The 20,407-nt window shown below is 52.7% G+C and carries 21 protein-coding genes; 7 read left to right on the plus strand and 14 right to left on the minus strand.

The features are described from left to right. Positions 1–42: 42 nt before the first annotated feature. Complete coding sequence (locus tag MHH82_RS25020) at positions 43–567, plus strand: GNAT family N-acetyltransferase (protein WP_036659806.1); 525 nt, start codon at positions 43–45, stop codon at positions 565–567. Then, a complete protein-coding gene (locus MHH82_RS25025) occupies positions 549–1,664 on the plus strand; it encodes a YheC/YheD family endospore coat-associated protein (protein ID WP_145036937.1) in 1,116 nt (371 codons plus the stop codon). Before MHH82_RS25020 ends, MHH82_RS25025 begins: the two co-directional genes overlap by 19 nt. Positions 1,665–1,773: 109 nt before the next feature. Here the strand turns inward: MHH82_RS25025 and MHH82_RS25030 are convergent, their stop codons facing one another. Beyond that, positions 1,774–2,460 (minus strand): HAD family hydrolase, encoded by a 687-nt coding sequence (locus MHH82_RS25030; RefSeq protein WP_015737000.1) that lies wholly within the window; start codon positions 2,458–2,460, stop codon positions 1,774–1,776. 183 nt (positions 2,461–2,643) lie between these two features. Here MHH82_RS25030 and MHH82_RS25035 point away from each other — a divergent pair, with 183 nt between their 5' ends. Then, positions 2,644–2,928, plus strand: coding sequence for a hypothetical protein (locus MHH82_RS25035; RefSeq protein WP_235201614.1), 285 nt, complete (start codon positions 2,644–2,646; stop codon positions 2,926–2,928). A 15-nt stretch (positions 2,929–2,943) separates the two neighbouring features. Here MHH82_RS25035 and MHH82_RS25040 read toward each other — a convergent pair whose 3' ends face one another. Together MHH82_RS25040 and MHH82_RS25045 are read right to left on the minus strand one after the other, a co-directional pair. Continuing rightward, positions 2,944–3,153 (minus strand): DUF5957 family protein, encoded by a 210-nt coding sequence (locus tag MHH82_RS25040; RefSeq protein ID WP_015737002.1) that lies wholly within the window; start codon positions 3,151–3,153, stop codon positions 2,944–2,946. Between the two features lie 7 nt (positions 3,154–3,160). Continuing rightward, positions 3,161–3,553, minus strand: coding sequence for a DUF6220 domain-containing protein (locus tag MHH82_RS25045; RefSeq protein ID WP_015737003.1), 393 nt, complete (start codon positions 3,551–3,553; stop codon positions 3,161–3,163). Between the two features lie 180 nt (positions 3,554–3,733). On the opposite strand from MHH82_RS25045, the gene MHH82_RS25050 reads away from it, so the two are divergent. Next, complete coding sequence (locus tag MHH82_RS25050; RefSeq protein ID WP_340968352.1) at positions 3,734–4,420, plus strand: response regulator transcription factor; 687 nt, start codon at positions 3,734–3,736, stop codon at positions 4,418–4,420. Next, positions 4,417–5,787, plus strand: a complete 1,371-nt coding sequence (locus MHH82_RS25055; protein WP_340968353.1) for a sensor histidine kinase — start codon at positions 4,417–4,419, stop codon at positions 5,785–5,787. Before MHH82_RS25050 ends, MHH82_RS25055 begins: the two co-directional genes overlap by 4 nt. Before the next feature lie 101 nt (positions 5,788–5,888). On the opposite strand, the gene MHH82_RS25060 is transcribed toward MHH82_RS25055, so the two are convergent. From MHH82_RS25060 to MHH82_RS25105, 10 genes are all read right to left on the minus strand, one after another. Then, positions 5,889–6,458, minus strand: a complete 570-nt coding sequence (locus MHH82_RS25060) for a manganese catalase family protein (protein WP_015737006.1) — start codon at positions 6,456–6,458, stop codon at positions 5,889–5,891. Positions 6,459–6,548: 90 nt separating this feature from the next. Next, a complete protein-coding gene (locus MHH82_RS25065; protein ID WP_036659829.1) occupies positions 6,549–6,824 on the minus strand; it encodes a spore coat protein CotJB in 276 nt (91 codons plus the stop codon). A gap of 6 nt (positions 6,825–6,830) precedes the next feature. Beyond that, entirely contained in the window at positions 6,831–7,052 is a 222-nt protein-coding gene (locus tag MHH82_RS25070; protein ID WP_015737007.1) for a spore coat associated protein CotJA, read from the minus strand. Between the two features lie 148 nt (positions 7,053–7,200). Next, the gene (gene ytvI / locus MHH82_RS25075; protein WP_009595724.1) at positions 7,201–8,232 is read right to left on the minus strand and encodes a sporulation integral membrane protein YtvI; all 1,032 of its coding nucleotides are present in this window, start codon (positions 8,230–8,232) and stop codon (positions 7,201–7,203) included. A gap of 28 nt (positions 8,233–8,260) precedes the next feature. Further along, positions 8,261–9,592 carry a hemolysin family protein gene (locus MHH82_RS25080; protein WP_015737008.1) on the minus strand — a complete coding sequence of 444 codons (1,332 nt, stop codon included), beginning with the start codon at positions 9,590–9,592 and terminating at the stop codon, positions 8,261–8,263. 25 nt (positions 9,593–9,617) lie between these two features. Further along, entirely contained in the window at positions 9,618–10,757 is a 1,140-nt protein-coding gene (yfkAB, locus tag MHH82_RS25085) for a radical SAM/CxCxxxxC motif protein YfkAB (protein ID WP_009595820.1), read from the minus strand. A 137-nt stretch (positions 10,758–10,894) separates the two neighbouring features. Then, positions 10,895–13,156, minus strand: a complete 2,262-nt coding sequence (locus MHH82_RS25090; protein ID WP_340968356.1) for an MMPL family transporter — start codon at positions 13,154–13,156, stop codon at positions 10,895–10,897. Positions 13,157–13,168: 12 nt separating this feature from the next. Further along, the gene (locus MHH82_RS25095) at positions 13,169–14,272 is read right to left on the minus strand and encodes an HD-GYP domain-containing protein (protein WP_015737010.1); all 1,104 of its coding nucleotides are present in this window, start codon (positions 14,270–14,272) and stop codon (positions 13,169–13,171) included. Positions 14,273–14,380: 108 nt separating this feature from the next. After that, positions 14,381–15,205 carry an undecaprenyl-diphosphate phosphatase gene (locus MHH82_RS25100; RefSeq protein WP_015737011.1) on the minus strand — a complete coding sequence of 275 codons (825 nt, stop codon included), beginning with the start codon at positions 15,203–15,205 and terminating at the stop codon, positions 14,381–14,383. 70 nt (positions 15,206–15,275) lie between these two features. Then, positions 15,276–16,709 carry a bifunctional metallophosphatase/5'-nucleotidase gene (locus tag MHH82_RS25105; protein ID WP_015737012.1) on the minus strand — a complete coding sequence of 478 codons (1,434 nt, stop codon included), beginning with the start codon at positions 16,707–16,709 and terminating at the stop codon, positions 15,276–15,278. 111 nt (positions 16,710–16,820) lie between these two features. Between MHH82_RS25105 and moaD the strand changes: the two genes are divergently transcribed. Continuing rightward, positions 16,821–17,558, plus strand: coding sequence for a molybdopterin converting factor subunit 1 (gene moaD / locus MHH82_RS25110; protein WP_015737013.1), 738 nt, complete (start codon positions 16,821–16,823; stop codon positions 17,556–17,558). A gap of 88 nt (positions 17,559–17,646) precedes the next feature. Continuing rightward, complete coding sequence (locus MHH82_RS25115) at positions 17,647–18,693, plus strand: HD-GYP domain-containing protein (protein WP_009595790.1); 1,047 nt, start codon at positions 17,647–17,649, stop codon at positions 18,691–18,693. Positions 18,694–18,985: 292 nt separating this feature from the next. On the opposite strand, the gene sufB is transcribed toward MHH82_RS25115, so the two are convergent. After that, positions 18,986–20,383: a Fe-S cluster assembly protein SufB gene (sufB, locus tag MHH82_RS25120; protein WP_015737014.1), complete on the minus strand. Its 1,398-nt coding sequence runs from the start codon at positions 20,381–20,383 to the stop codon at positions 18,986–18,988. Positions 20,384–20,407: the final 24 nt, after the last annotated feature.

A 20,407-nucleotide genomic window follows, 5' to 3' on the forward strand; every position in this document is an offset into this window, starting at 1 on the left:
TCTCAAGCACCGGTCAAAGATGTACGGAAAGGAGGGGATCATGTGGAAATCTCATGTCTCTCTCTCGCAAGCCCGGAAGAATGGCCGCATGCCAGACAGCAATGCAGCGAGTTCTTCCGGCGTTACAGCAACAAGCGTCTAACCCGCGAAGGTTATCAGCGTCTGGCATCGTTATCCTACGACGAGCTGCTGCAGCCCGGCACTTCGATCGTGGCGGCAACGGTTCGGGGCGATATCGGGCGCATACCGGTGGGGATTTGCTTTGCGGCGGATTATGGAGAAAGTGCCTGTATGATTGCTGTACACCCTCTATACCGCAACCGGCAAATCGGTTCTTCCCTGATCCGCTCGCAATTATCCAGGTTCGGGCGGCTGCGATGCAAAGTGGCTGCAGATCATACGGCAAGTTTGCAAATGTGCTTTCATGCAGGGATGCAGGCCATTGCTCTTGAGCAGGGTCCGACAGGAAAACCTACGCTCATTATGAGCGGAACCCTGCCCCTGCACCAACCATTTAATGCTGACTCTATTCAAGAAGGTGAACCTCTGTGTCGAAACCCGTCTTAGGTATTATGACGCTTTACTTGGATGAACGGAAAAAGCTGGAGGAACGGCATATCTACGAGCATATGATCAAGGAAGGAAAGGCAATGGGGCTGGACGTCTACGTCTTCACCCCCGCCGAGGTCAACAGCGCCCAAGGGCTGATCAACGCCATGGAATACGACCCTGACCACCAAAGATGGAGCCGGAGGTGGCGGTCGTTTCCCGACATGATCTTTGACCGCTGCCGCATTCAAAAGAGCCCGCGCTTTCAACAGCTGCTGCGCTTTCGTTCCCGCTACCGGTACTTGCTGTTTCTGAACCGGCCGCTGCGCAACAAATGGACGATTCATCAAATACTGTCCACCAAAAAACGCTTCCGGCCCCATCTGCCGGACACCCGGATCGTTACGAGCACCAGTGACATTCACCGGATGCTCCATGTTCACCCTGTCGTTTATTTTAAGCCGATCAACGGAACGGGCGGACGCGGAATCCTGCGGATTGCGAAGGTGCCGGGCGTTACGGGCACGTATGAAATCCGGGGACGCAATTCCAATCGGAGCATCATTAAACCGAAACGGATGCCATCGGGCCATTTGGCGCAATATTTATCGGGCTGGGGCAATAAAGACCGATATCTCGTCCAAGAGGGAATACAGCTGGAGCTGCCGGACGGAAGAGTGCATGACTACCGAATGCTCGTGCAGAAAGACGGAGCCGGTCAATGGCAGGTGACCGGCTGCGTGGGACGCGTCGGGGCCCCGAAGAGCGTAACCTCCAACCTGCATGGCGGCGGAAGCGCGACGATGATGGAAGAATTGTTAAGCAAATGGATCGCAGATCCGGAAAAGCGCGCCAGCATCCGCGAGGAAGCCGATTCCCTCGGCGTGGCCATAGCCCAATTTCTGGACGGACAATATGGAGGCTTGTGCGAGCTTGCGCTGGATCTGGCAGTGGATAAAACCGGAAGGGTTCTTCTCCTGGAGGTGAATCCTAAGCCATCAAGGGAAGTATTCTCCCAGATCGGCGATATGGCTGCCTACCGCGAATCCATGGTGAAGCCCTTAGAATATGCCATGTGGGTATACAGTCAAAAAAAATCCGCGAAGAATGCTTAAGACCAAACCCTGGAGAATCGAATACTTGAATCCGAAAACACGCACAAAGGCTGTTTCCAAGAGGGTTGCTTACTACCCTTGGAAACAGCCTTTGTGACTCCTATCCAATCTACTCGGCTTGGTCATGAAGCTTCAGCAGCTGTGAAAAAGAATGGATGACAACGTCCGATCCCTTCAGCTCCTGATCCTCGCCAAAACCTGCATAGCGGCAGCCAATGACGGTTTGTCCGTTCTCTTTGCCTGCCTCCACATCCGATGACCGGTCTCCTACCATCCAGGCATCCTTGATTTCATGCTGATCCAGCAGCAATTTGACCAAATCCACCTTCGAAGCCGTTCCGTGCTCTCCGGCACTGTAGACTCCTTCAAAGAGCGGCATAAGCCCCCTCGCTTGGGAGATGCCCTTCACGTAATCCTCCAGGCCGTTGCTGGCAACAAACAATCGGACGCCGCGCCGATGAAGCTCCTCCAGCGTCTCCTTCACCTCAGGATACAAAACGGCTGCTTCATCGCTTAAACCTTCGAGCTCCAGCTGCAGCAGCAGCTCGTTTGCACGGTTATGGGCTGCCGGCGTCGCATCCGGTATGACCTTCTTCCAAATGTCTTCGAGCAGCATCCCCAGACATCCAAGCATGAGCTCCTCATCCGGCGTTTCTCCTTCGTGGTGCCCCTCTTCGCGCAGAATGTCGAACAATTTGTGATAGGCGGGCAGCAGCAGGGTCTCCGTCTGAAACAGCGTTCCATCCATGTCAAATATCATCGCTTCCGGCTTGATTAACGTAGCTGTTTTTTCCAATTTTGTCCTTCCCTTCGCTCCATATAATCTGATTCTAGTCTAATCTCCCCTCATCATATAGGAACCATATCACATCTGCAAATCCCATTCCCCCATAACTGCTGCTTTTTGTCTATATCATCATGCGTAACCAAGGAGGCTTTAACGTTGTTATATATACAATAAGTTCGAAGAAAGGAGAGGATGAACTTGCCGGAAACAAGGGAGTCTGGTGAAGCATCGGCCATCGGGCTGCTGGAAGCCGAACTGCTGGCAGAGCTGGACCGGTATGATCCCCGTGAGCAAGCCGCCATTCTCAAGCGGATGGTTAACCGGCTTAAGAAGGGCCGATATGTCCGAAGCCCGATCGCCCTGGTGAAGGAGATGGTTCGGACGCCGCTCGTATGGTACCTGTTGTCCCTGGGGTTTGCGATACCGATCCTGTTCTATATCTTGTTCGTTTGGATCTCGCTGGCGGTTGAAGGGTAACGCCGGAACGAAGCGTTATTGTTCAAATTCCGGGCGCGGCCGCCAGATCATTAACGTAGCGGCGTACCATGCCGAAGTAACAAACGGCAGATATTTGAGACCCTTCAACCCGTCCTCGTCTCCTCCAAATACCATGTGCGACGTAATGGCGATCACTGCATTCAGAACGATCCCGCCTGCAAAACCTCCGAATAAAGCCATAACCAGCACGGCAAGGCTTCTCATGTTCGTATTACCCCTTCTGTTCCTGTCGATAGGACGGGAGTACACCACGTGCCGTATCCACGGCAAGCCAGAACAATCCGATGGCAATGACCGGATGCCATGCCCCTGCGCCAGGCAGGTTCGCCGTGAGGTATTGGCTGAAGACCAATAACAACAGAGCCAGTGATCTCCATTTATACGGGGCGGGCAGTTTGCCTGCAAAACCAAATATCAGCATGAGCAGCGGCACGATTTCAAAAAAATGGACAAACAGGGTGTGGCTTCTCCACATCGATCCGTCGTGAAACAGCGCCATGCCGGCAATAAACGTCTGAACAGCAATACAAACAACAAATAACCATGCCAGCCCTAACGAAATCCATACGGCCAGCGGTGTTTTTCTTACAGCTTGTTGCGTCATGTCGATATCCCTCTCTCGATTCAAAAATTTTTACGAGATCATCCTATCATCGAAATGTTGCGATCTTGTGATGATGGCTTGCGGATTCCGTGAAATTTTCCAATTGCGGCTGGAAACCGTATATAATGGGGTGGATTTACCGCTGAACCTAACGAATCAATGGAAAGGCAGGATGCTTGCATGGCACATACCTTGCTTCTTGTGGACGATGAACGGAAAGTCATTGAATTTATGGAGCCGTTCCTCCGGCAGGAGGGATTTCACATCATTACCGCTTCGACCGGCACGGAGGCTTTGGCCAAAGCGAGAGAAGCCAAGCCGTCGCTGGTCGTATTGGATTGGATGCTTCCGGAATTAAGCGGCATTGAAGTATGCCGGGAGCTCAGAAAATCAAGCCGTGTCGGCATCATTATGGTTACCGCCCGGATTGAGGAAACCGATAAGCTGATCGGGCTGGAGGTAGGCGCAGACGATTACATGACCAAACCTTTCTCCTTGCGAGAGCTGGCTGCGCGTATCCGGTCGGTCCTTCGCAGAATAGAAGGCGAATCGGTTACTGAAAAAATGCTTAAGCGCGGCGATTTAACGATCTCGGAAACCCAATGCCGGGTATGGAAACATGACCGGGAGATCCCGCTTACGCCTACCGAATTCAAGCTGCTCCTGACCCTTGCTTCCAGGCCTGGCGTGGTATACAGCCGTCTGCAGCTGCTTCAGGCGGCCATGGAGGATGATATCCACAATGATGAACGGACCGCGGACGCCCATATCAGCCGGATTCGCAAAAAAATCGAAGATGACCCGGCCGAGCCCGTTTTTATCAAAACGGTGTATGGTTTCGGTTACCGGTTTGAGCAGCAGCCATGAGCGTGGGCCGCAAAATCTTCATCGTCCTCTCGTCGTTCATTATCGGTTTCAGCACCGTCTTCGTCCTTCTTACTTATATCGTGATCCGCGATTCCATGGATGTCATGCTGCAAACCTCGCGCGAAGAAGAGCTGGATCAGCTCCAGGACCGGCTGGTCGGCTACTACGTAAAGAATGGGTATACTTTTCGTGCCGTTCAGGATCAGGCATGGTTAGCGGACAGTCCCCGATCGGCTGACCGCCAGGAGAGCATCATGCTGGTATCAGGGGAACAAACGACCCTCTTGCATGAGGGGGAGGCTGTAGAGCAGCTGATCAAACGTCTGGGGGTAAAGCGGACGTTGCATGTTCAAGGCGACGCGGTCGCAGAGCTGTATTATTATGATACGGATGTGGCAAACCTGACCAAGCTTCGGATCGGAACGCCCACATCCATCATCATTCTACTGGGCGGAGGTACCATCCTCTTCGTCCTGCTATCCCTCGGGGCGGCATACTGGATATCGCGAAGGCTCACGGCGCCCCTGCGCAAGCTCGTCCCGGCCATCGAACGCCTCGGTCAAGGCGAGTACGGCATTCAGGCCCCCGTAACCTCGGAGGACGAATACGGGAGGGTCGCCGTCGCTTTCAACGGAATGTCTTCCAGGCTCGAACAATCGGAAATGGTCCGCCGCAATTTGGTGGCTGACGTCGCCCATGAGCTTCGAACACCGCTGACCATCGTGAGGGGAAAGCTGGATCTGCTTCAACAGAATCGGCAGCCGATCGAGCCCGAACTGCTGCTTCCCATCCAGGACGAATTGATTCGCTTAACCCGGCTCGTGGGTGACCTCCATCAATTATCTTTAGCCGAAGCCAAGCAGCTGCCGCTGGTTCGGAAGCCGACCGATATGGTGGTTCTGCTGAGCCAAATCCGGGAACGGGTAGAGCCTGAGGCGGAGGCCAAAAACTTGTCCCTGCAACTGACCTGCGCTACGGAACGCACCTCCGTACCCGTTGATCCAAGCCGAATCACCCAGGTGTTTCTGAATCTGTTCGTCAACGCGATCCGGTATACGCCCCATGGCGGGCTTGTCCATGTTTCGCTGTTAGAGGAGTCCCCATCCGGCATGCTTCGGATTGATATTCGGGATACGGGCCCAGGGATTGAAGAAGAGCATCTTCCTTATCTCTTTAACCGCTTCTACCGCACGGATGAAGCGCGTGCGCGGCATCAAGGCGGCATGGGACTAGGTCTTGCGATTGCCAAGGAATTCATCGTGTCTCATGGAGGCACGATTCAGGCAGAGAGCAAGCCGGGGCAGGGTACCACCTTTACGGTCCGGCTGCCGTATCATGTTTCGGACCAGGAGCTGCGCGGGACCTAATGGCCGCCATATCTTCCTTCCACCATAAACAGGCCCGGCCGCTATCGGCCGGGCCTGTCATGAACGATTCACTTGCAGGTGGGGCTAACGATGTACGCACCCTAGAATATTTTTTTCGTTTCCCGATCTTCCTTGATAATCTCAACGGCCTCCCGGAAGCGGAGGGAATGAATGATTTCCCGTTCCCGCAAAAATTTGAGACTGTCCTGCAAATCCACGTCGTCGGTCATGTCGATAAGCCATTGATATGTAGCGCGCGCCTTCTCTTCTGCCGCAATGTCCTCGTACAAATCCGCAATCGGATCGCCTTTGGCTTGAATATAGGTTGCCGTCCACGGTACGCCGGCGGCGTTCTCATAATACAGCGCATGATCGTGATTGGCATAGTGCGCGCCCAATCCGGCTGCCTCGAGCTCCGACACGCTTGCATCCTTCGTCAATTTGTACACCATCGCGGCAATCATCTCGAGATGTGCGAATTCCTCGGTTCCGATATCGTTGAGCAATCCGATCACTTTGTCTGGAATCGTATACCGCTGGTTCAGATAACGCAGCGCGGCGGCCAGCTCGCCATCAGCGCCTCCATATTGCTCCATCAAAAATTTTGCCATTCTCGGATCACATTTACTTACGCGCACCGGATACTGAAGCTTTTTTTCATATACCCACATGGGCTCTTCCGCCTCCTTGTTCTCGCTTTTCCTCTTCGTGAGGGCTGCATGCAGGTGGTGAAGCAAGCAGCAGCCCGCTGGCCAACGCCGTCAAACCTGCCAAGGCCACGGACCTTGGGCCCATTCGAACGGATATTTGGAATAAGCACGGCCAAAATTTTGCAGGGGCCCATACAACTCTTGGAATTGCTTCGCGAGCACCGTCCTTTCCTGCGTCAGCTTGTTGAATTGCTCGATGCTCTTGAGATCATCCGGATGGGTGTCCAAATACAGGTTCAGCTCCACCAGGACAAAATCCAGGGCCTGAAGCTGCTCCAGCATTTCGTAATACTTCCGATCTCCAACCTGGGGTCTGGCTTCGTTCACGGCCGATCACTCTCCTTTAAATTTTCGCGAGGTATACGGGCTATACAAGGACGGCCATAACGTTCCGTGTCTCAATGCCTCGGCAGGGCTAAACTGCGGCAGGCCGGGCGGCTGAAACACGACATACTGGTTAACCGGCACCACATACGTTCTGTAGAGCTTGGGCGGGCATGGATCAAATGGCGAATGAAATACCGGGTATACGCGCACCTCAGGGTTTTCCTTCAAGGGTATTCCTCCTTATCGTTACTATCCGTCGTTATCAAGGGCTCTTCGTATTTAACATATGTCTTCCGCCCAGAAAATGAACTCTAAAATGACAAAAAAACCCTCTTCCCTGGAATATTCCCGGGAAAAGGGTTGCATCAAGTTGTCCTCAGAATTTGATCTTGATTTGGAACAAGCCCGCTTTACGCATGGCGGAATAGATAATGACGACCAGGGGGCCGATAAAAAATCCGATCACGCCAACCAGCTTAAATCCGACATACATGCTGACCAGGGCCGGTAATGCGCCGATGCCGACGGCATCCCCAATGACCTTCGGCTCCAGCACGCGGCGGATCACCGTAATCAGAATGAACAGGAAAATCAAGCCGATCCCAGTAAAAATATCGCCTACCGCGAGCAGGTAAATGGACCATGGGATCAGTACGGAGCCTACGCCAAGGATCGGCAGGATGTCGACAATCGTGACAAGCAGGGCGATGGCAAGCGGGTAATTGATACCTAATACCAGCAAGCCGAGCAGCGTGATCACGTACGTGAACAAACTGAGGATCAGCTGGGCCCGTAAAAAGCCGAATATCGATTTTTTCAGGCTGAGCAGCACTTCATTCACCTGCGACTGGGAAGACTCGTCGAACAGCGACAAGACCTTTTCGCGCATCGTATCGAGGCTGAACGCAAACAAGTATACCGCCACGCAGAATACGATGAACGTGACAAACAGGTTAGGCAGCGTTTTGGCAAAGGACAGGAAGGTTGAAGATACCGAATTGACCAGCGACTGCACATAGGAAGAAATATTCGACATAAATTCGGTAAGACTGTCGGCAAGGCCCGGCGAAACGCCGTTCAGCATGTCCTGAGCCTGAATAATCGTATGCTGAAGGAATTCATTGGCCCCCGCAAAATATTGCGGAGCCCTGCTCCAGTATTCGACCAGCTGGTTAAACACCTGAAGCCCGATCAGATAAGCCAGAAGCAGCATCAAGAGAAGAAATAGCGTGCTGGTCACGGTTGCGGCCGCAATGCGGTTCAGCCGGAGCCGTTTCATCAAGAGCCGATTTAACGGCTCTAGTGCAATAGCAATCACGATAGCCAACAGGAACGGAGCTCCGACCGTAAACATTCCGTACAGCAACAGGAGCCCCAGACCGATAAAGATCAGCTGCTTAATCGACATAATCCACTTCCTAACAAATAGAGTCTTGCTAGTTCTGGGTGAGGCTGCTTTCCAGCTTCTGATGAATCATGACGCGGGTTACGCGCAACCGGGTAGATTCCTCAACTTCAAAGACCACCCCGTCAAAGGTGGCTCTCTTCCCGACTGCCGGGTTCCCTTCCAGCTCCTTGAACAACCAACCGCCAATGGAATCGACGTCATGCTCATCAATCATCAAGCCGGTCAAATCATTCACTTCTTCGATGAGCATTCGCCCGTCTACCGAAAAGGACTCATCATAGACTTCGATTTCCGGCCGCTCGTCTTCGAACTCATCGTACAGGTCCCCGACAATCTCTTCCAGAATCTTCTCAGCCGTGAGAATGCCGGCGGTCCCTCCGTATTCGTCCACCACGAGCGCAAGCTGCTCATGTCTCGCCTGCATCTTCCGCAGCACCTGGCTGATTTCCATGGATTCCGATACGTCCATAATCGGTCTCACCAAGGATGTCAGATCACGCTGTTTCTCCGGCTCTGCCAGAAGGAGATCCGTAATGTGGACAAATCCGATGATGCGGTCCTTGTTGTCCGTTGCAACCGGGTAACGGGAATGCTTCGTCTCGTTGACGATCCGAAGGTTCTCCTCCAAGGTGAAATTGGTGAACAATACGTCCATATCCGTCCTCGGCAGCATAATTTCCCTGGCTCTCAAATCGGAAAAATCGAACAGGTTGTCCATCAATTTCATCTCGTTCTCGTCGATGACACCGCTCCGTGCGCTCTCGGTCATCAGAATCCGAATTTCTTCCTCGGAGTGGGCTGCCTCGGCCTCGCTTGCGGGCTCGATGCCGACCAGCTTCAGAATACGGTTAGCGGAAGCATTGAGCACCCAGATCACCGGCAGAAAAATGCGGTAAAACCAGAGAAGCGGGGCTGACAGAAGCAGTGCCGTGCCCTCCGTCCGCTGAATAGCCAAAGATTTCGGTGCAAGCTCCCCTAACACAATATGCAAAAAGGTGATAATACAGAAGCCCACCGCGACCGATATCGTGCTGATCAACCGCTCATCCGCAAAGCCGATGCTGTGCATGATGGGAGCTACCAGCAATTCGGAAATGGCGGGCTCCCCGATCCAGCCGAGTCCCAGGGAAGTCAGGGTAATCCCGAGTTGGGTGGCGGATAAATAAGCATCCAGCTTTTGGTTTACTTTCAGCGCAATGCCGGCAAGCCGGTTCCCTTCGCTAACGAGCTGGGTCAGCCGGGATTGGCGCATTTTCACGAGTGAAAATTCGGCGGCTACAAACACGCCGTTCAACAAAACGAGCAGGAAAACCAAGAGTAAATTCAAAATCAGTTTCCCGACCTCAAATTCCTCTGCCATGATGACACGCCTTCTTTCTAGGGTTCTAGTTTGTCTTTGCTTTTCTCGACTTGAAATCCACACCCCGATAGTACATGTCGGCTACCAACAGGTTCGGGCCGCAGCAGCTCACTGCATCGCAGTGGCAGTTGACCGTTTGATTCAACGGATGCCCTGTAGACCATGCGTCAAAAATATCGTCCAGCTTCTGTTCCTTAATATTACCAAAAGCCGGGATATCAGCAAAATCCGTTACGTACACGTCGCCCGAGAATAAATTCACATTCACCCGGTTACGGCCATCCGGATCGTTCCGAACCGTTACGTTCGGTTCTTGCCGCAAGCGGCGAATGATCTCCTGGTCATGATCGTCCGAGCTGCAGGCATAGAACGGCAGCGTTCCGAACAGCATCCACATGTCCCTGTCTCGGACATCCAGCAAATGATGGATGGCGGCTTTCGTATCGGCCAAAGACAAGACGGGCAGCGCGGATGCAAAGTTCGAAGCATACATCGGGTGAACCTCGTGCCGCTTGCAGCCCATGTCCTTGATCAGCTTATGAATGCCGCCCAGTTTCGTATGAGTTCTGTAGTTAATCATGGATTCGGCGGATATGTACATGCCGGCCGCGCTCAGCTTCTCGGAATTGACCAGCATCGTGTCGTACATCTTGTATGCCGTTTCCTTGGAGACAGGGCGAGCGCTATTCGCAAATCCGACCTCATAAAAGTCGTCCCCGTTCAAGTAATTGAACGAAATATGCATAACGTCCAGATAGGGCAGCATCTTCTCGTACCTGCCGATATCCAGCGTCAGATTGGAGTTGATCTGAGTCCGGATTCCCCGTTCCTTGGCGTACTTGAGCAGGGGAACAATCACGTTATCCACCGTTTTGCCCAGAAACGCCGGTTCACCGCCCGTCAAGCTGATCGTCTGCAGATGCTCTACCTCATCCAGCCGCTTCAGCATCGTATCCAGGGGCAGCATCGGGGCTTCCTTCATGACGAGCATATCACCGACAGCGCAATGCTCGCAGCGCATATTGCACAGATGCGTCACTGTCATTTCCACGCTGGTCAGCACGTGGCGGCCATGCTCGCGCAGGGAAGTTATCGGATCCCACGGATCATAACTCGGCGAAATAGGCCTTACGGCTGATGGAAACGGCTGTGCTGTATTACTCATGGTTCACTCACCTTATTTCTTTGAATTACCGATTCAGTCAGTACAACTTGCTTGGATGTACTCTACGGTTTTGATCATGTCCATTATATGATTATAACATACCCAAACAGAAGGCTTCTGCTTGGTTCGGCTGGAAATCATCCGGCTTCCCCCCGTTTGTCTGAACGTTCCTTGGAAGCAAGCTTAGATGTTGGGAACATCCATGCGGGACTCCACCAATTCGCTCTGCCCAGCATCTTCATGAATGCAGGCACAAGCAGCACCCGAATCACGGTCGCGTCCAGCAGAATGGCTGCTGTCAGGCCTAAACCAATCGCTTTCATCACTTCATTGTCCGTAAATACGAAGGCACCCACAACGACGGCCAGAATCAGAGCCGCGCTGGTAATCAGGCCGCCCGTACTCTCCAAGCCCTCGGCCGTGCTGAATTCGTTATCCCCCGTCCGTTCATAGTTCTCCATGATCCGCGAGAGCATCATGACTTCATAGTCCATCGATATGCCGAACACCACGCAGAATATCAGGACCGGCAAGAGCGCGAAGATGGACCCTGTAGAGGAAACGCCCAGCCACTCCGCACCAATGCCCTCCTGAAATACCCACACCACGATACCGAGTCCGGCGCCCAGGCTGAGCATGTTCATGACGCTGGCCTTTAAGGGGAGCACGATCGACCGGAATGCGAAGAGGAGGATGATATAAGTCACCGCAAATACAAATACCAGGACGTAGGAAATGTTCTGCTGGATGGCTTCCATGATGTCCAGTTTATACGCGGGGCTGCCGGTGACATAGGTCTTCAGTTCATTCGTATCCATGGTCCGCAGCGCTTGGACAAGCTGCATCGTGAGTGCATGGGATTCCTCATGCTCCGGAGTCACGGCAACGGCAGCCATATTTCCTCTGACAAAACGATGCTGCTCCAGCTGCTGGCGGATCTCTTGGCGGGACAGAACGTTTGATACTTCCTCCACCGAACCCCTGCCAACGCTCAGATAACTCTCTACCCGCTTCACGCCTGGCATGAGCCTGATTTCATCCGTGTACGCCTTCATCAGCTCGATGCTGTGCGGATCCGCATAGGAGGACGGAAGCTCCACCGCCACAACGATCGAATTCAATTCGCGTTCGTCATAAGCTTGCGCAAGCAGGTCGTGGCCATAACGGGATTCATAGGCGGGGGGCAGCACTTCGGCAGCGGGGATGGCTATGCTCATGTTTCGGACCGGATAGATCGCCACCAGCAGCAATCCGATCGCTGCTACAGAGATGGTCACGGGATGGGCCATAACAAAACCGGAGATCCTTCTCCACATGCCCGAGGTCTGCCGGCCCCGAAGCGCCCGGAGTTTGGCCGGAAAGAGAGGGAGCGCATCGATGCGCGGGCCCAGCATCCCCAATAATGCCGGAAGAAGCGTGTTGCCGGCCAGCACCGAGAACAGCACGACGGTAATGCCGCCTATGCTGAAAGAGCGGAAGATCGGCAGGTCGATGAAACTCATCGCCACAAAACCGATCAACACGGCAGCACCCGAGAACATCACTGCTTTGCCGGCGGTTGCGCAAGTGATAGCCAGCGCGGATCCCACATCCCCGCTCCGTGTCCGCAATTCTTCTTTGAAGCGGCTAACGATCAGCAAGGCATAATCAATGCCTACGGCCAGCCCCAGCATCGTGACGACATTCGGAAGAAAATTGCTGATCGAGCCGTCGGCCAAAGCGACAAAATACAGAATGCCCATCGTGACCACCACGCTGACAATTCCGGCGATTAAAGGAAGAAGCGCGGCAGTCAATGTGCCGAATACGACCGCCAGGATGAGCAAGGCTGCAGGAATGCCTATCATTTCCGCATGGATAATATCGCTCTTAACGGCTTGATTCATATCGGCGAAGATAGCGGTATTTCCCGTTATGTACGTGTCCGCTCCCGTGATGCCCGGAACCGAGTCTCTGATCTCTTCAAACTGCTGCAGGGCTTTCGAGGAATCCAGATCCAGCAGCACCGTCACGGATACGATATGATCCTGGCCTGCCTTATGAGCTGCCATATTCATATACATATCCCTGACATATGGGCGGTCACGCAAAGGCGCAAGCTCCGTCAGTATCCGCCTCTGCGCCGTCCCTGCCGTCAGGTTCTCATCGTGTCGACTGACAACGACGATATCCAGCGAGGCTGCCGACAATCCCAGACCCTCCTCCAGCTTCTCGATTCCGATCTGGGCCGGGCTATCCTTCGGCGTAAACCCGTTATGCTGCAATATGGACGGCAGCTTGAACGCAAACGGAAGCAGCACGCAAAACAAAATAAGCCAGGTTACAACAATGGCTTTACGGTAGCGGTAAATCAGTCGCCCCCATGTATGCAGCAATGTTGCATGGCCGTTACGTCTCACGAGTCAACCTCCTTATGCTCCAGTTTGATCTATGGTGCTCTGTCCGATGCCGGCGATCATAACGGCCAGCGTCTCGGATAAATCCACTTCGTAAGGCGCGGATAACGGGGTGCCCTCGGCATCCGTCAATACGCGGACAACGGGTCGATGCGGCACATGCGCGTGGATCCTGGATACCACTCCATTCTCGCCCGTATGCAATTTCACGGTGATCCCGGGAGGATATATCGCTACCCGATCCCGAAACATGGCCAGGAATGATTGTTCATACAGCGTTCCCGATCCGGCGTACATGACCTCCACCGCTTCGTGCGGCAGCAATGCAGGCTTGTACACCCGCTGCGTGGTCATCGCGTCGTAGGAATCCGTAATCGCGATCCATTTGGCGTATTCATGGATGTCAGTTCCCTTCAAAGCCCGGGGATAACCGCTGCCATCCAGGCGCTCATGATGTGACAGGGCGCAATGCGCCGATAACAGCGGAATGTTGGGCTCGTCCTTCAATATTTTGAAGCCGATCTCGGTGTGCTTCTGGACCTCGCGAAATTCCTCCTCGCTAAGCCGTCCTGGATGGTTCAGCAGCTTCTGGCTTATCCGCGTTTTGCCGATATCGTGCAGCAGGGCCCCCAGGCCGAGCACCCTCAGCTCTTCCCGGTTATACCCGTAAGACACGCCAAGAACCGTCGAGTAGACGCATACGTTCAGAGAATGCCGGTACAGGTTGTAATCGTTCGTATTCATATCGGTCAGCAGCACCATGCCCTCATCATGCTCCGAAATTTCATCCATGATGGACTCCATCATCCCGGAGAACGTTTTGCCCAAATGAAGGAAGCTGCCTTTCAGAGCAGCCTGGCTCTCCAGGTTCTTGAAGCTGGTCCGAATCGATTGGATCGCCTGCAGCCGCGTCTCTTCGGTCAACAGCTCCGGAACCACGATATCCTCCGTCATCGGATCCTCGATGTATACATACCCGAGTTCCAGCGTGCCCAGACGGCGGATCAGCCCGGCTGTCAGTTCCACGCCCTCGGCAAGCAGGATTAAACCGTCACTATTGTATATTTTCTTACCAAGAACCATGCCCGGCCTCAACGCGTTGATAGGTATAAGACGCAAAATCCGTCACTTCCTCTGCTATTCTGAAACTTGTGTGGGATATAGCGTCTAGTCTTCAGTGGATCACGATACGAAGAAGACGGATCTCCTTCTTGTGTCTACTCCTGCTTAATGCATGATGAACAGCCAAAAAACGGCGGCGAGACCAAAACGGTAGATCGCAAAATGAGTAAGCCTTATCTTCTGTATGAGTTTCATGAAGGCCAAGACGACAAAATAAGCGACAACAAACGAAACGATAAAACCGGCTAGAAATACGCCGATCGTATCTAAAGTAAAATATCGGTAAGAATCCAGCAATTCATATCCCGATGCGGCACACATGATGGGAATTGCGATTATAAACGAGAAATCGGCCGATGCCTTATAACTCACACCGCTAAGCATGCCCCCGGAGATCGTGGACCCCGAACGGGAAAAGCCCGGCCATAAGACGGATATGATCTGGTAGATCCCAATCAGAAAGGCCTGCTTATATGTCAAATCATCCATATCATGCGAGGTCACTTGGACTTTATGCTTATTGTACCATTCCGCAAAAATCATAAAAATGCCGCCGGCAACGAGCGCAAACAGCACCGTCTGCGCATGGAACAGGCTTTTGATGAAATCCCTCGCAAAAAACGCAACCAGCAGGGCCGGAGCAATCCCCAAAAATATATGCATCAGGTTCAATCGCCTCCGAGGCACTTTCCGGGTCAACGGCTCGCTTCGGCTCCACCCGAGCAGATTCAAAATCCGATTCCAATAAACAATCGCGATCGCCAAAATGGCTCCCAGCTGAATGACAACCTCAAACGTCTTCATGATCGGTGTTTGGTCATCGTAACCAAGCACTTTGGCCGTCAAAATCATGTGGCCCGTGGAAGACACCGGAATGAATTCGGTTAGTCCTTCCACGATCCCCAGTATGATGGACGTGATAAAATCCATGTCCTACCCCTCCCCTTACCTTTGTCCTCCTCATATGTATGCTCGGCCAAAGGAAGTTAGTCGGGGGTTGTCAGGATATCCAGCGTGAAATCATGGACGCTTCAAGCGATCCGGGACGCGAAAGCTCGCTCCGCAGCAGGTCTCGAATAAACTCGGGCAGCATATAAACCGTATCCGTTCCAAGCGCCAGGGTCTCGTATCCGATTTTAAAAGTAAACATGTCGAGCGTTCCCACATGATATTCCCGCTGCCATTCCAGCGGTTGTCCCTTGAAGGAGATTTGCGTGATCTTCCGGTAAGGCTCTCCATCCTTGTCATATCGGATCTTTAATCCATCGACGGCCAGGCCCCCTAACAGATACCCGCGGAAGCCGAAGCCCATGATCTTCTTCCCGCTAAACTCCGGAAGCAGACTCTCTTCAAGCGCCTGATAGATGTGTTCTCCCCGCAATTTCACGACACAGGGATTAATCGGTGACGGGCACAAACCATGCAGCATCCCGGTACTGATTTCGCCCTCCGGCAGCGGTCCCAGCAGCTGCCCGGAATTGACGATCGCAATTTCGGCACCCGTGTGCTGCAGCACGGCCTGAGCCAACAGGTTCGCAAACGGCGATTCCTCCTCATAATGGATCGGCAGGCTGCGGTCGATTACGGCCACGGCTTCGGTTAACTTCTCCTTGGCCAGCTCATGATGTTTCAGGATGGCCTGCTCCACGATGGGCTCCATCAAGCTTTTATCCACAGGCAGCAAGGTTCCCTCTACGCAGGTAAACCGTTCACCAACGTCATTTCGCTCCATAACGAGGCGACCTACGTATTGTCCGAATTTGCCCGCGCCGCATACGGCTGTCTTCCCGATCATTAGCGGCTCCTCAAGGATGTGATGGGTATGGCCGCCAAGTATGACATCAATGCCTTCTACATGTTCTGCTAATCTTTTATCAATCGTTAGTCCTAAATGGGATAAAACGATAACGATATCACACTGGCCCTGAAGCGCTCGAACCTGTTCGGCGATGGCCTCCACCGGGTCTCCTGCTTCCCAGCCTAACAATTGATAAAATCCTGCAAAAGCTGCCGTCGCGCCGGTGAGCCCGATCGAAATGCCATCCCGCTCCAGGATCACATGCCGTTTCATCCATGAAGGAGGACTGCCGCTCTCCGTCTCCCTGATGTTGCAGCAAACGACGGGGCACTGCAGTCCGGCATATACATGCTCCAGAACATCATACGAAATGGTCAGGCCTTCGTTATTGCCGATCGTAATCGCGTCGTATCCTGTCAAATTAATGACATCCACATTCGCTTGCCCCATCGAGCCTTCGGTTTCCACCGATGCGCGATCCATATGGTCTCCGATATCCAGCACGATCGACTTATCGCCGGCAGCCGTCTTTTCCCGGGAAATAAGTGCCGCCACATTGCTCATCATCTCGAAATGGCTGTGTATATCGTTGGTATATAATATGGTCAGCTTTTGTTTATTGCTTTTAAGCCCCATCTGGCGGCCCCCTCCCAAGTTACTTTTACGATAATTTCCGGTCTTACAAGCATAACATTTTAGCGAAGAATATGGTATATTGTAGCCCATAAGAATTACGAGGTGATCAAAATGTCGACAACCATTTCCATACTGCTATTCGCCGGATTAGCCGATCGCATCGGCACGGCTTCACTTGCATTCAGCGTACCCGCCCTCCCCCTTACGACCGGGGATTTGAAGCTGCTTCTTAGCGAAGCTTTTCCCGATGCCCAATCCCAGATTGCCACGGCCTTCGTTGCGGTCAATCAAGAATATGCGCTGCCGGATCAGCTTATTCAGAGCGGGGACGAGGTGGCTCTGATTCCGCCTGTGTCCGGCGGGGACGGAACCAACCTGCAGGACACAGGCTCCAGTTCCTCGTCAGACGGAACGTGCACCATCACCTGCCACCGGCTGTCCGTGGAAGAAACCATCGCCAAAGTGCATGATGATAACCATGGCGCAACGCTTTCCTTTGTAGGCACGACGCGGGAGATAACCGGTCAGATGCGAACGGTAACGCTGGAGTATGAAGCTTACATTCCGATGGCCCTGAAAGAAATGCAGCAAATCTGCATGGACATCCACGGCCGATGGCCCGGCACGAAATGCGCGATTTCCCACCGTATCGGTACGGTCGGAATCGGGGAAACGAGCGTCGTTATCGCCGTATCTTCACCGCATCGGGAAACATGTTACGAAGCAAGCCGATATGCCATCGAGCAATTGAAGCGATCCGTTCCGATCTGGAAGAAGGAGATATGGGACGATGGTTCGGAGTGGAAAGGGGCGCAGACCGGACCCTGGGACCCAATAGCTAGGCAATAAGTCGCGATTATATCATTGTAAAACCATAATTTTCTTGCTAAGATAGTTTTGATCTTTTTACTTATATAAGGGCAAGAGGTGCAATGATTTGAGAGTACATGTCACGGACCTGAAACCCGGTGATCAAATACAGCAGGATGCTTACAACACTAACGGCGTTCATGTTCTGCAAAAAGGAGCTTTGCTACGTTCAGAGGATATATCCAAGCTATTGCAGCACGGCATCGATTACATAGAAATACAGCCGCGCGCGCTGTCCGTATCCCTCGATCCGTTATCAGAAATTTCGGACTCGTTCAACAAGGTTAAACCTCACTTTAACCTTGCGTTTGACGGATGCTCCGCCTTATTTACGGAAGCATCCCAATCCGGAAAGTTCAATGAATCCGTTGTAGACGATGTTTTCCAGCCACTGGTCGGCTCGCTGAACGAGCATACGGATGTGGTATCCCTGCTTCTGCTGTTTAATGGAACAGACGATTATACCTACAGGCATTCCATTCAAGTAGGGATGCTATCCTACTACATCGCGGATTGGATGGGTTACTCCGGCAAGGAAGCCTATGAAATCGGCAAGGCGGGCTATCTCCATGATATCGGCAAGAGTAAGATTTCAAGGGATATCCTGGACAAGCCCGGCAAGCTGACCCCCGAGGAATTCGAGGAAGTGAAGCTGCACACCATCTATGGTTACGAGATGATCGCCGAATCCATGGATGACAAGGTGACCGCCATGGTCGCGCTTCAGCACCATGAACGGGATGACCGTTCGGGCTATCCGCGAGCGCTCCATGCAGACCAGATTCATCCGTACTCTCATATTTGCGCGGTTGCCGATGTCTACAGCGCCATGACAACGAACCGGGTCTATCAGTCCAAGCAGCAGCTGCTAACCGTTCTGCGCGAGCTGTACAGTCTCAGCTTCGGGAAGCTGAACGGCAAGCCGACGCACGCTTTCATTCAGCAAATGCTTCCGAATTTCATCGGCAAAAAGGTTCTGCTGACGACGGGCGAATCCGGCATCATCGTCATGAACCATCCTTCGGATTACTTCCGTCCGCTTGTAAAGACCGATGATCGTTTCATCGACCTCTCCAAGGAATATCATACCGAGATTCAAGAGATTCTGTTGTGACCTGTGTTCCTAAAGATAATCCGGAAGCTGCTAAATCGCTTGCTTCCCTGCTTGAATAACCAGTATTACCGTCAGCCTTGAGGCTGGCGTTTTTAGCGTCTGCCTTGTGACGTTTTTCACATCAAATCTTATTGGATTTTGGCAAAATCGAAGACGCTTCCAACCGGCCTGTGCAATCTATAAATGTCCTCGTCCACGCCTCGGTGACATACCTTAAACGTTCAAGCACAAAAAAAAAGAGCGAATCACCCATCTCTGAGTGATTCGCTCCTGTCTTCATATGATGAACTATTTAGCCGATGGAACCTTCCATCTCGAACTTGATCAGGCGGTTCATTTCAACGGCATACTCCATCGGAAGTTCTTTGGTGAACGGCTCGATGAAGCCCATAACAATCATCTGCGTAGCTTCGTCTTCCGTAAGTCCGCGGCTCATGAGGTAGAACAATTGATCCTCGGATACCTTGGAGACGGTCGCCTCATGCTCCAGCGTAATGTTATCGTTCTTGATTTCGTTGTACGGAATCGTATCGGATGTCGACTCATTATCGAGAATGAGCGTATCGCACTTAATGTTCGCTTTCGCGCCTTCCGCATTGCGGCCGAACGAGGCGAGACCGCGGTATGTTACTTTACCGCCATGCTTACTGATCGATTTCGATACGATCGTGGACGTCGTATCCGGCGCCAGGTGGAGCATTTTCGCCCCAGCGTCCTGATGCTGGCCTTTGCCCGCAACCGCGATGGAAAGCACCATCCCTTTGGCACCGCGTCCTTTCAGGACGACAGCAGGGTATTTCATCGTCAGCTTGGAGCCGATGTTACCATCCACCCATTCCATCGTAGCGTTCTCTTCCGCAACCGCGCGCTTCGTTACGAGGTTGTAGATGTTCGGTGCCCAGTTCTGAATCGTCGTGTAACGAACACGCGCGTTCTTTTTGCAGATGATTTCAACCACGGCACTGTGAAGCGAGTTCGTGCTGTAGATCGGAGCCGTACAACCTTCAACGTAATGCACGAAGCTGTCCTCGTCGGCAATGATCAGCGTGCGTTCGAACTGACCCATGTTCTCGGAGTTGATCCGGAAGTAGGCTTGCAGCGGAATTTCGCACTGTACGCCTTTCGGCACATAGATGAAGCTTCCGCCGGACCATACCGCACTGTTCAAAGCCGCGAATTTGTTATCCGTCGGAGGTACGACCGTTGCAAAGTACTCTTTCAGAATCTCCGGATGCTCTCTAAGAGCCGTATCGGTATCCATGAAGATAACGCCTTGATCCTCTAGATCCTTTTGCATATTATGGTAAACCACTTCGGATTCGTACTGCGCGGATACGCCCGCCAGGAACTTCTGCTCTGCTTCGGGAATACCCAACTTATCGAAGGTTTCCTTGATCTCGGCCGGTACTTCCTCCCACGTCTTGCCTTGCTTCTCGGAAGGTCTTACATAATACTGGATATCGTTGAAATCCAGCTCGTCGAGATCGCCGCCCCAACGAGGCATCGGCATTTTCTCGAACTGCTCCAGAGCCTTCAAACGGAATTCCAGCATCCATTCCGGCTCGTTCTTGATTTTGGATATTTCCGTAACGACTTCACGCGTCAAACCTTTACCGGTTTGGAAAATAGCCTTGTGCTCGTCACGGAAACCATATTTATACTCTTCCATTTCTGGCGCTTTTTTAGCCATTTAACTTACCTCCCTATCGATCTG

It is taken from the genome of Bacillus sp. FSL K6-6540 (genome assembly GCF_038007545.1).

What these genes read in the sequence shown, in the direction of transcription:
- MHH82_RS25035 (WP_235201614.1), top strand. Translation starts at nt 2,644, where the DNA reads ATGAACTTGCCGGAAACAAGGGAGTCTGGTGAAGCATCGGCCATCGGG.
- MHH82_RS25040 (WP_015737002.1), bottom strand. Translation starts at nt 3,153, where the DNA reads ATGAGAAGCCTTGCCGTGCTGGTTATGGCTTTATTCGGAGGTTTTGCA.
- MHH82_RS25045 (WP_015737003.1), bottom strand. Translation starts at nt 3,553, where the DNA reads ATGACGCAACAAGCTGTAAGAAAAACACCGCTGGCCGTATGGATTTCG.
- MHH82_RS25050 (WP_340968352.1), top strand. Translation starts at nt 3,734, where the DNA reads ATGGCACATACCTTGCTTCTTGTGGACGATGAACGGAAAGTCATTGAA.
- MHH82_RS25055 (WP_340968353.1), top strand. Translation starts at nt 4,417, where the DNA reads ATGAGCGTGGGCCGCAAAATCTTCATCGTCCTCTCGTCGTTCATTATC.
- MHH82_RS25060 (WP_015737006.1), bottom strand. Translation starts at nt 6,458, where the DNA reads ATGTGGGTATATGAAAAAAAGCTTCAGTATCCGGTGCGCGTAAGTAAA.
- ytvI (WP_009595724.1), bottom strand. Translation starts at nt 8,232, where the DNA reads ATGTCGATTAAGCAGCTGATCTTTATCGGTCTGGGGCTCCTGTTGCTG.
- MHH82_RS25080 (WP_015737008.1), bottom strand. Translation starts at nt 9,592, where the DNA reads ATGGCAGAGGAATTTGAGGTCGGGAAACTGATTTTGAATTTACTCTTG.
- yfkAB (WP_009595820.1), bottom strand. Translation starts at nt 10,757, where the DNA reads ATGAGTAATACAGCACAGCCGTTTCCATCAGCCGTAAGGCCTATTTCG.
- MHH82_RS25100 (WP_015737011.1), bottom strand. Translation starts at nt 15,205, where the DNA reads ATGGATTTTATCACGTCCATCATACTGGGGATCGTGGAAGGACTAACC.
- MHH82_RS25105 (WP_015737012.1), bottom strand. Translation starts at nt 16,709, where the DNA reads ATGGGGCTTAAAAGCAATAAACAAAAGCTGACCATATTATATACCAAC.
- moaD (WP_015737013.1), top strand. Translation starts at nt 16,821, where the DNA reads ATGTCGACAACCATTTCCATACTGCTATTCGCCGGATTAGCCGATCGC.
- sufB (WP_015737014.1), bottom strand. Translation starts at nt 20,383, where the DNA reads ATGGCTAAAAAAGCGCCAGAAATGGAAGAGTATAAATATGGTTTCCGT.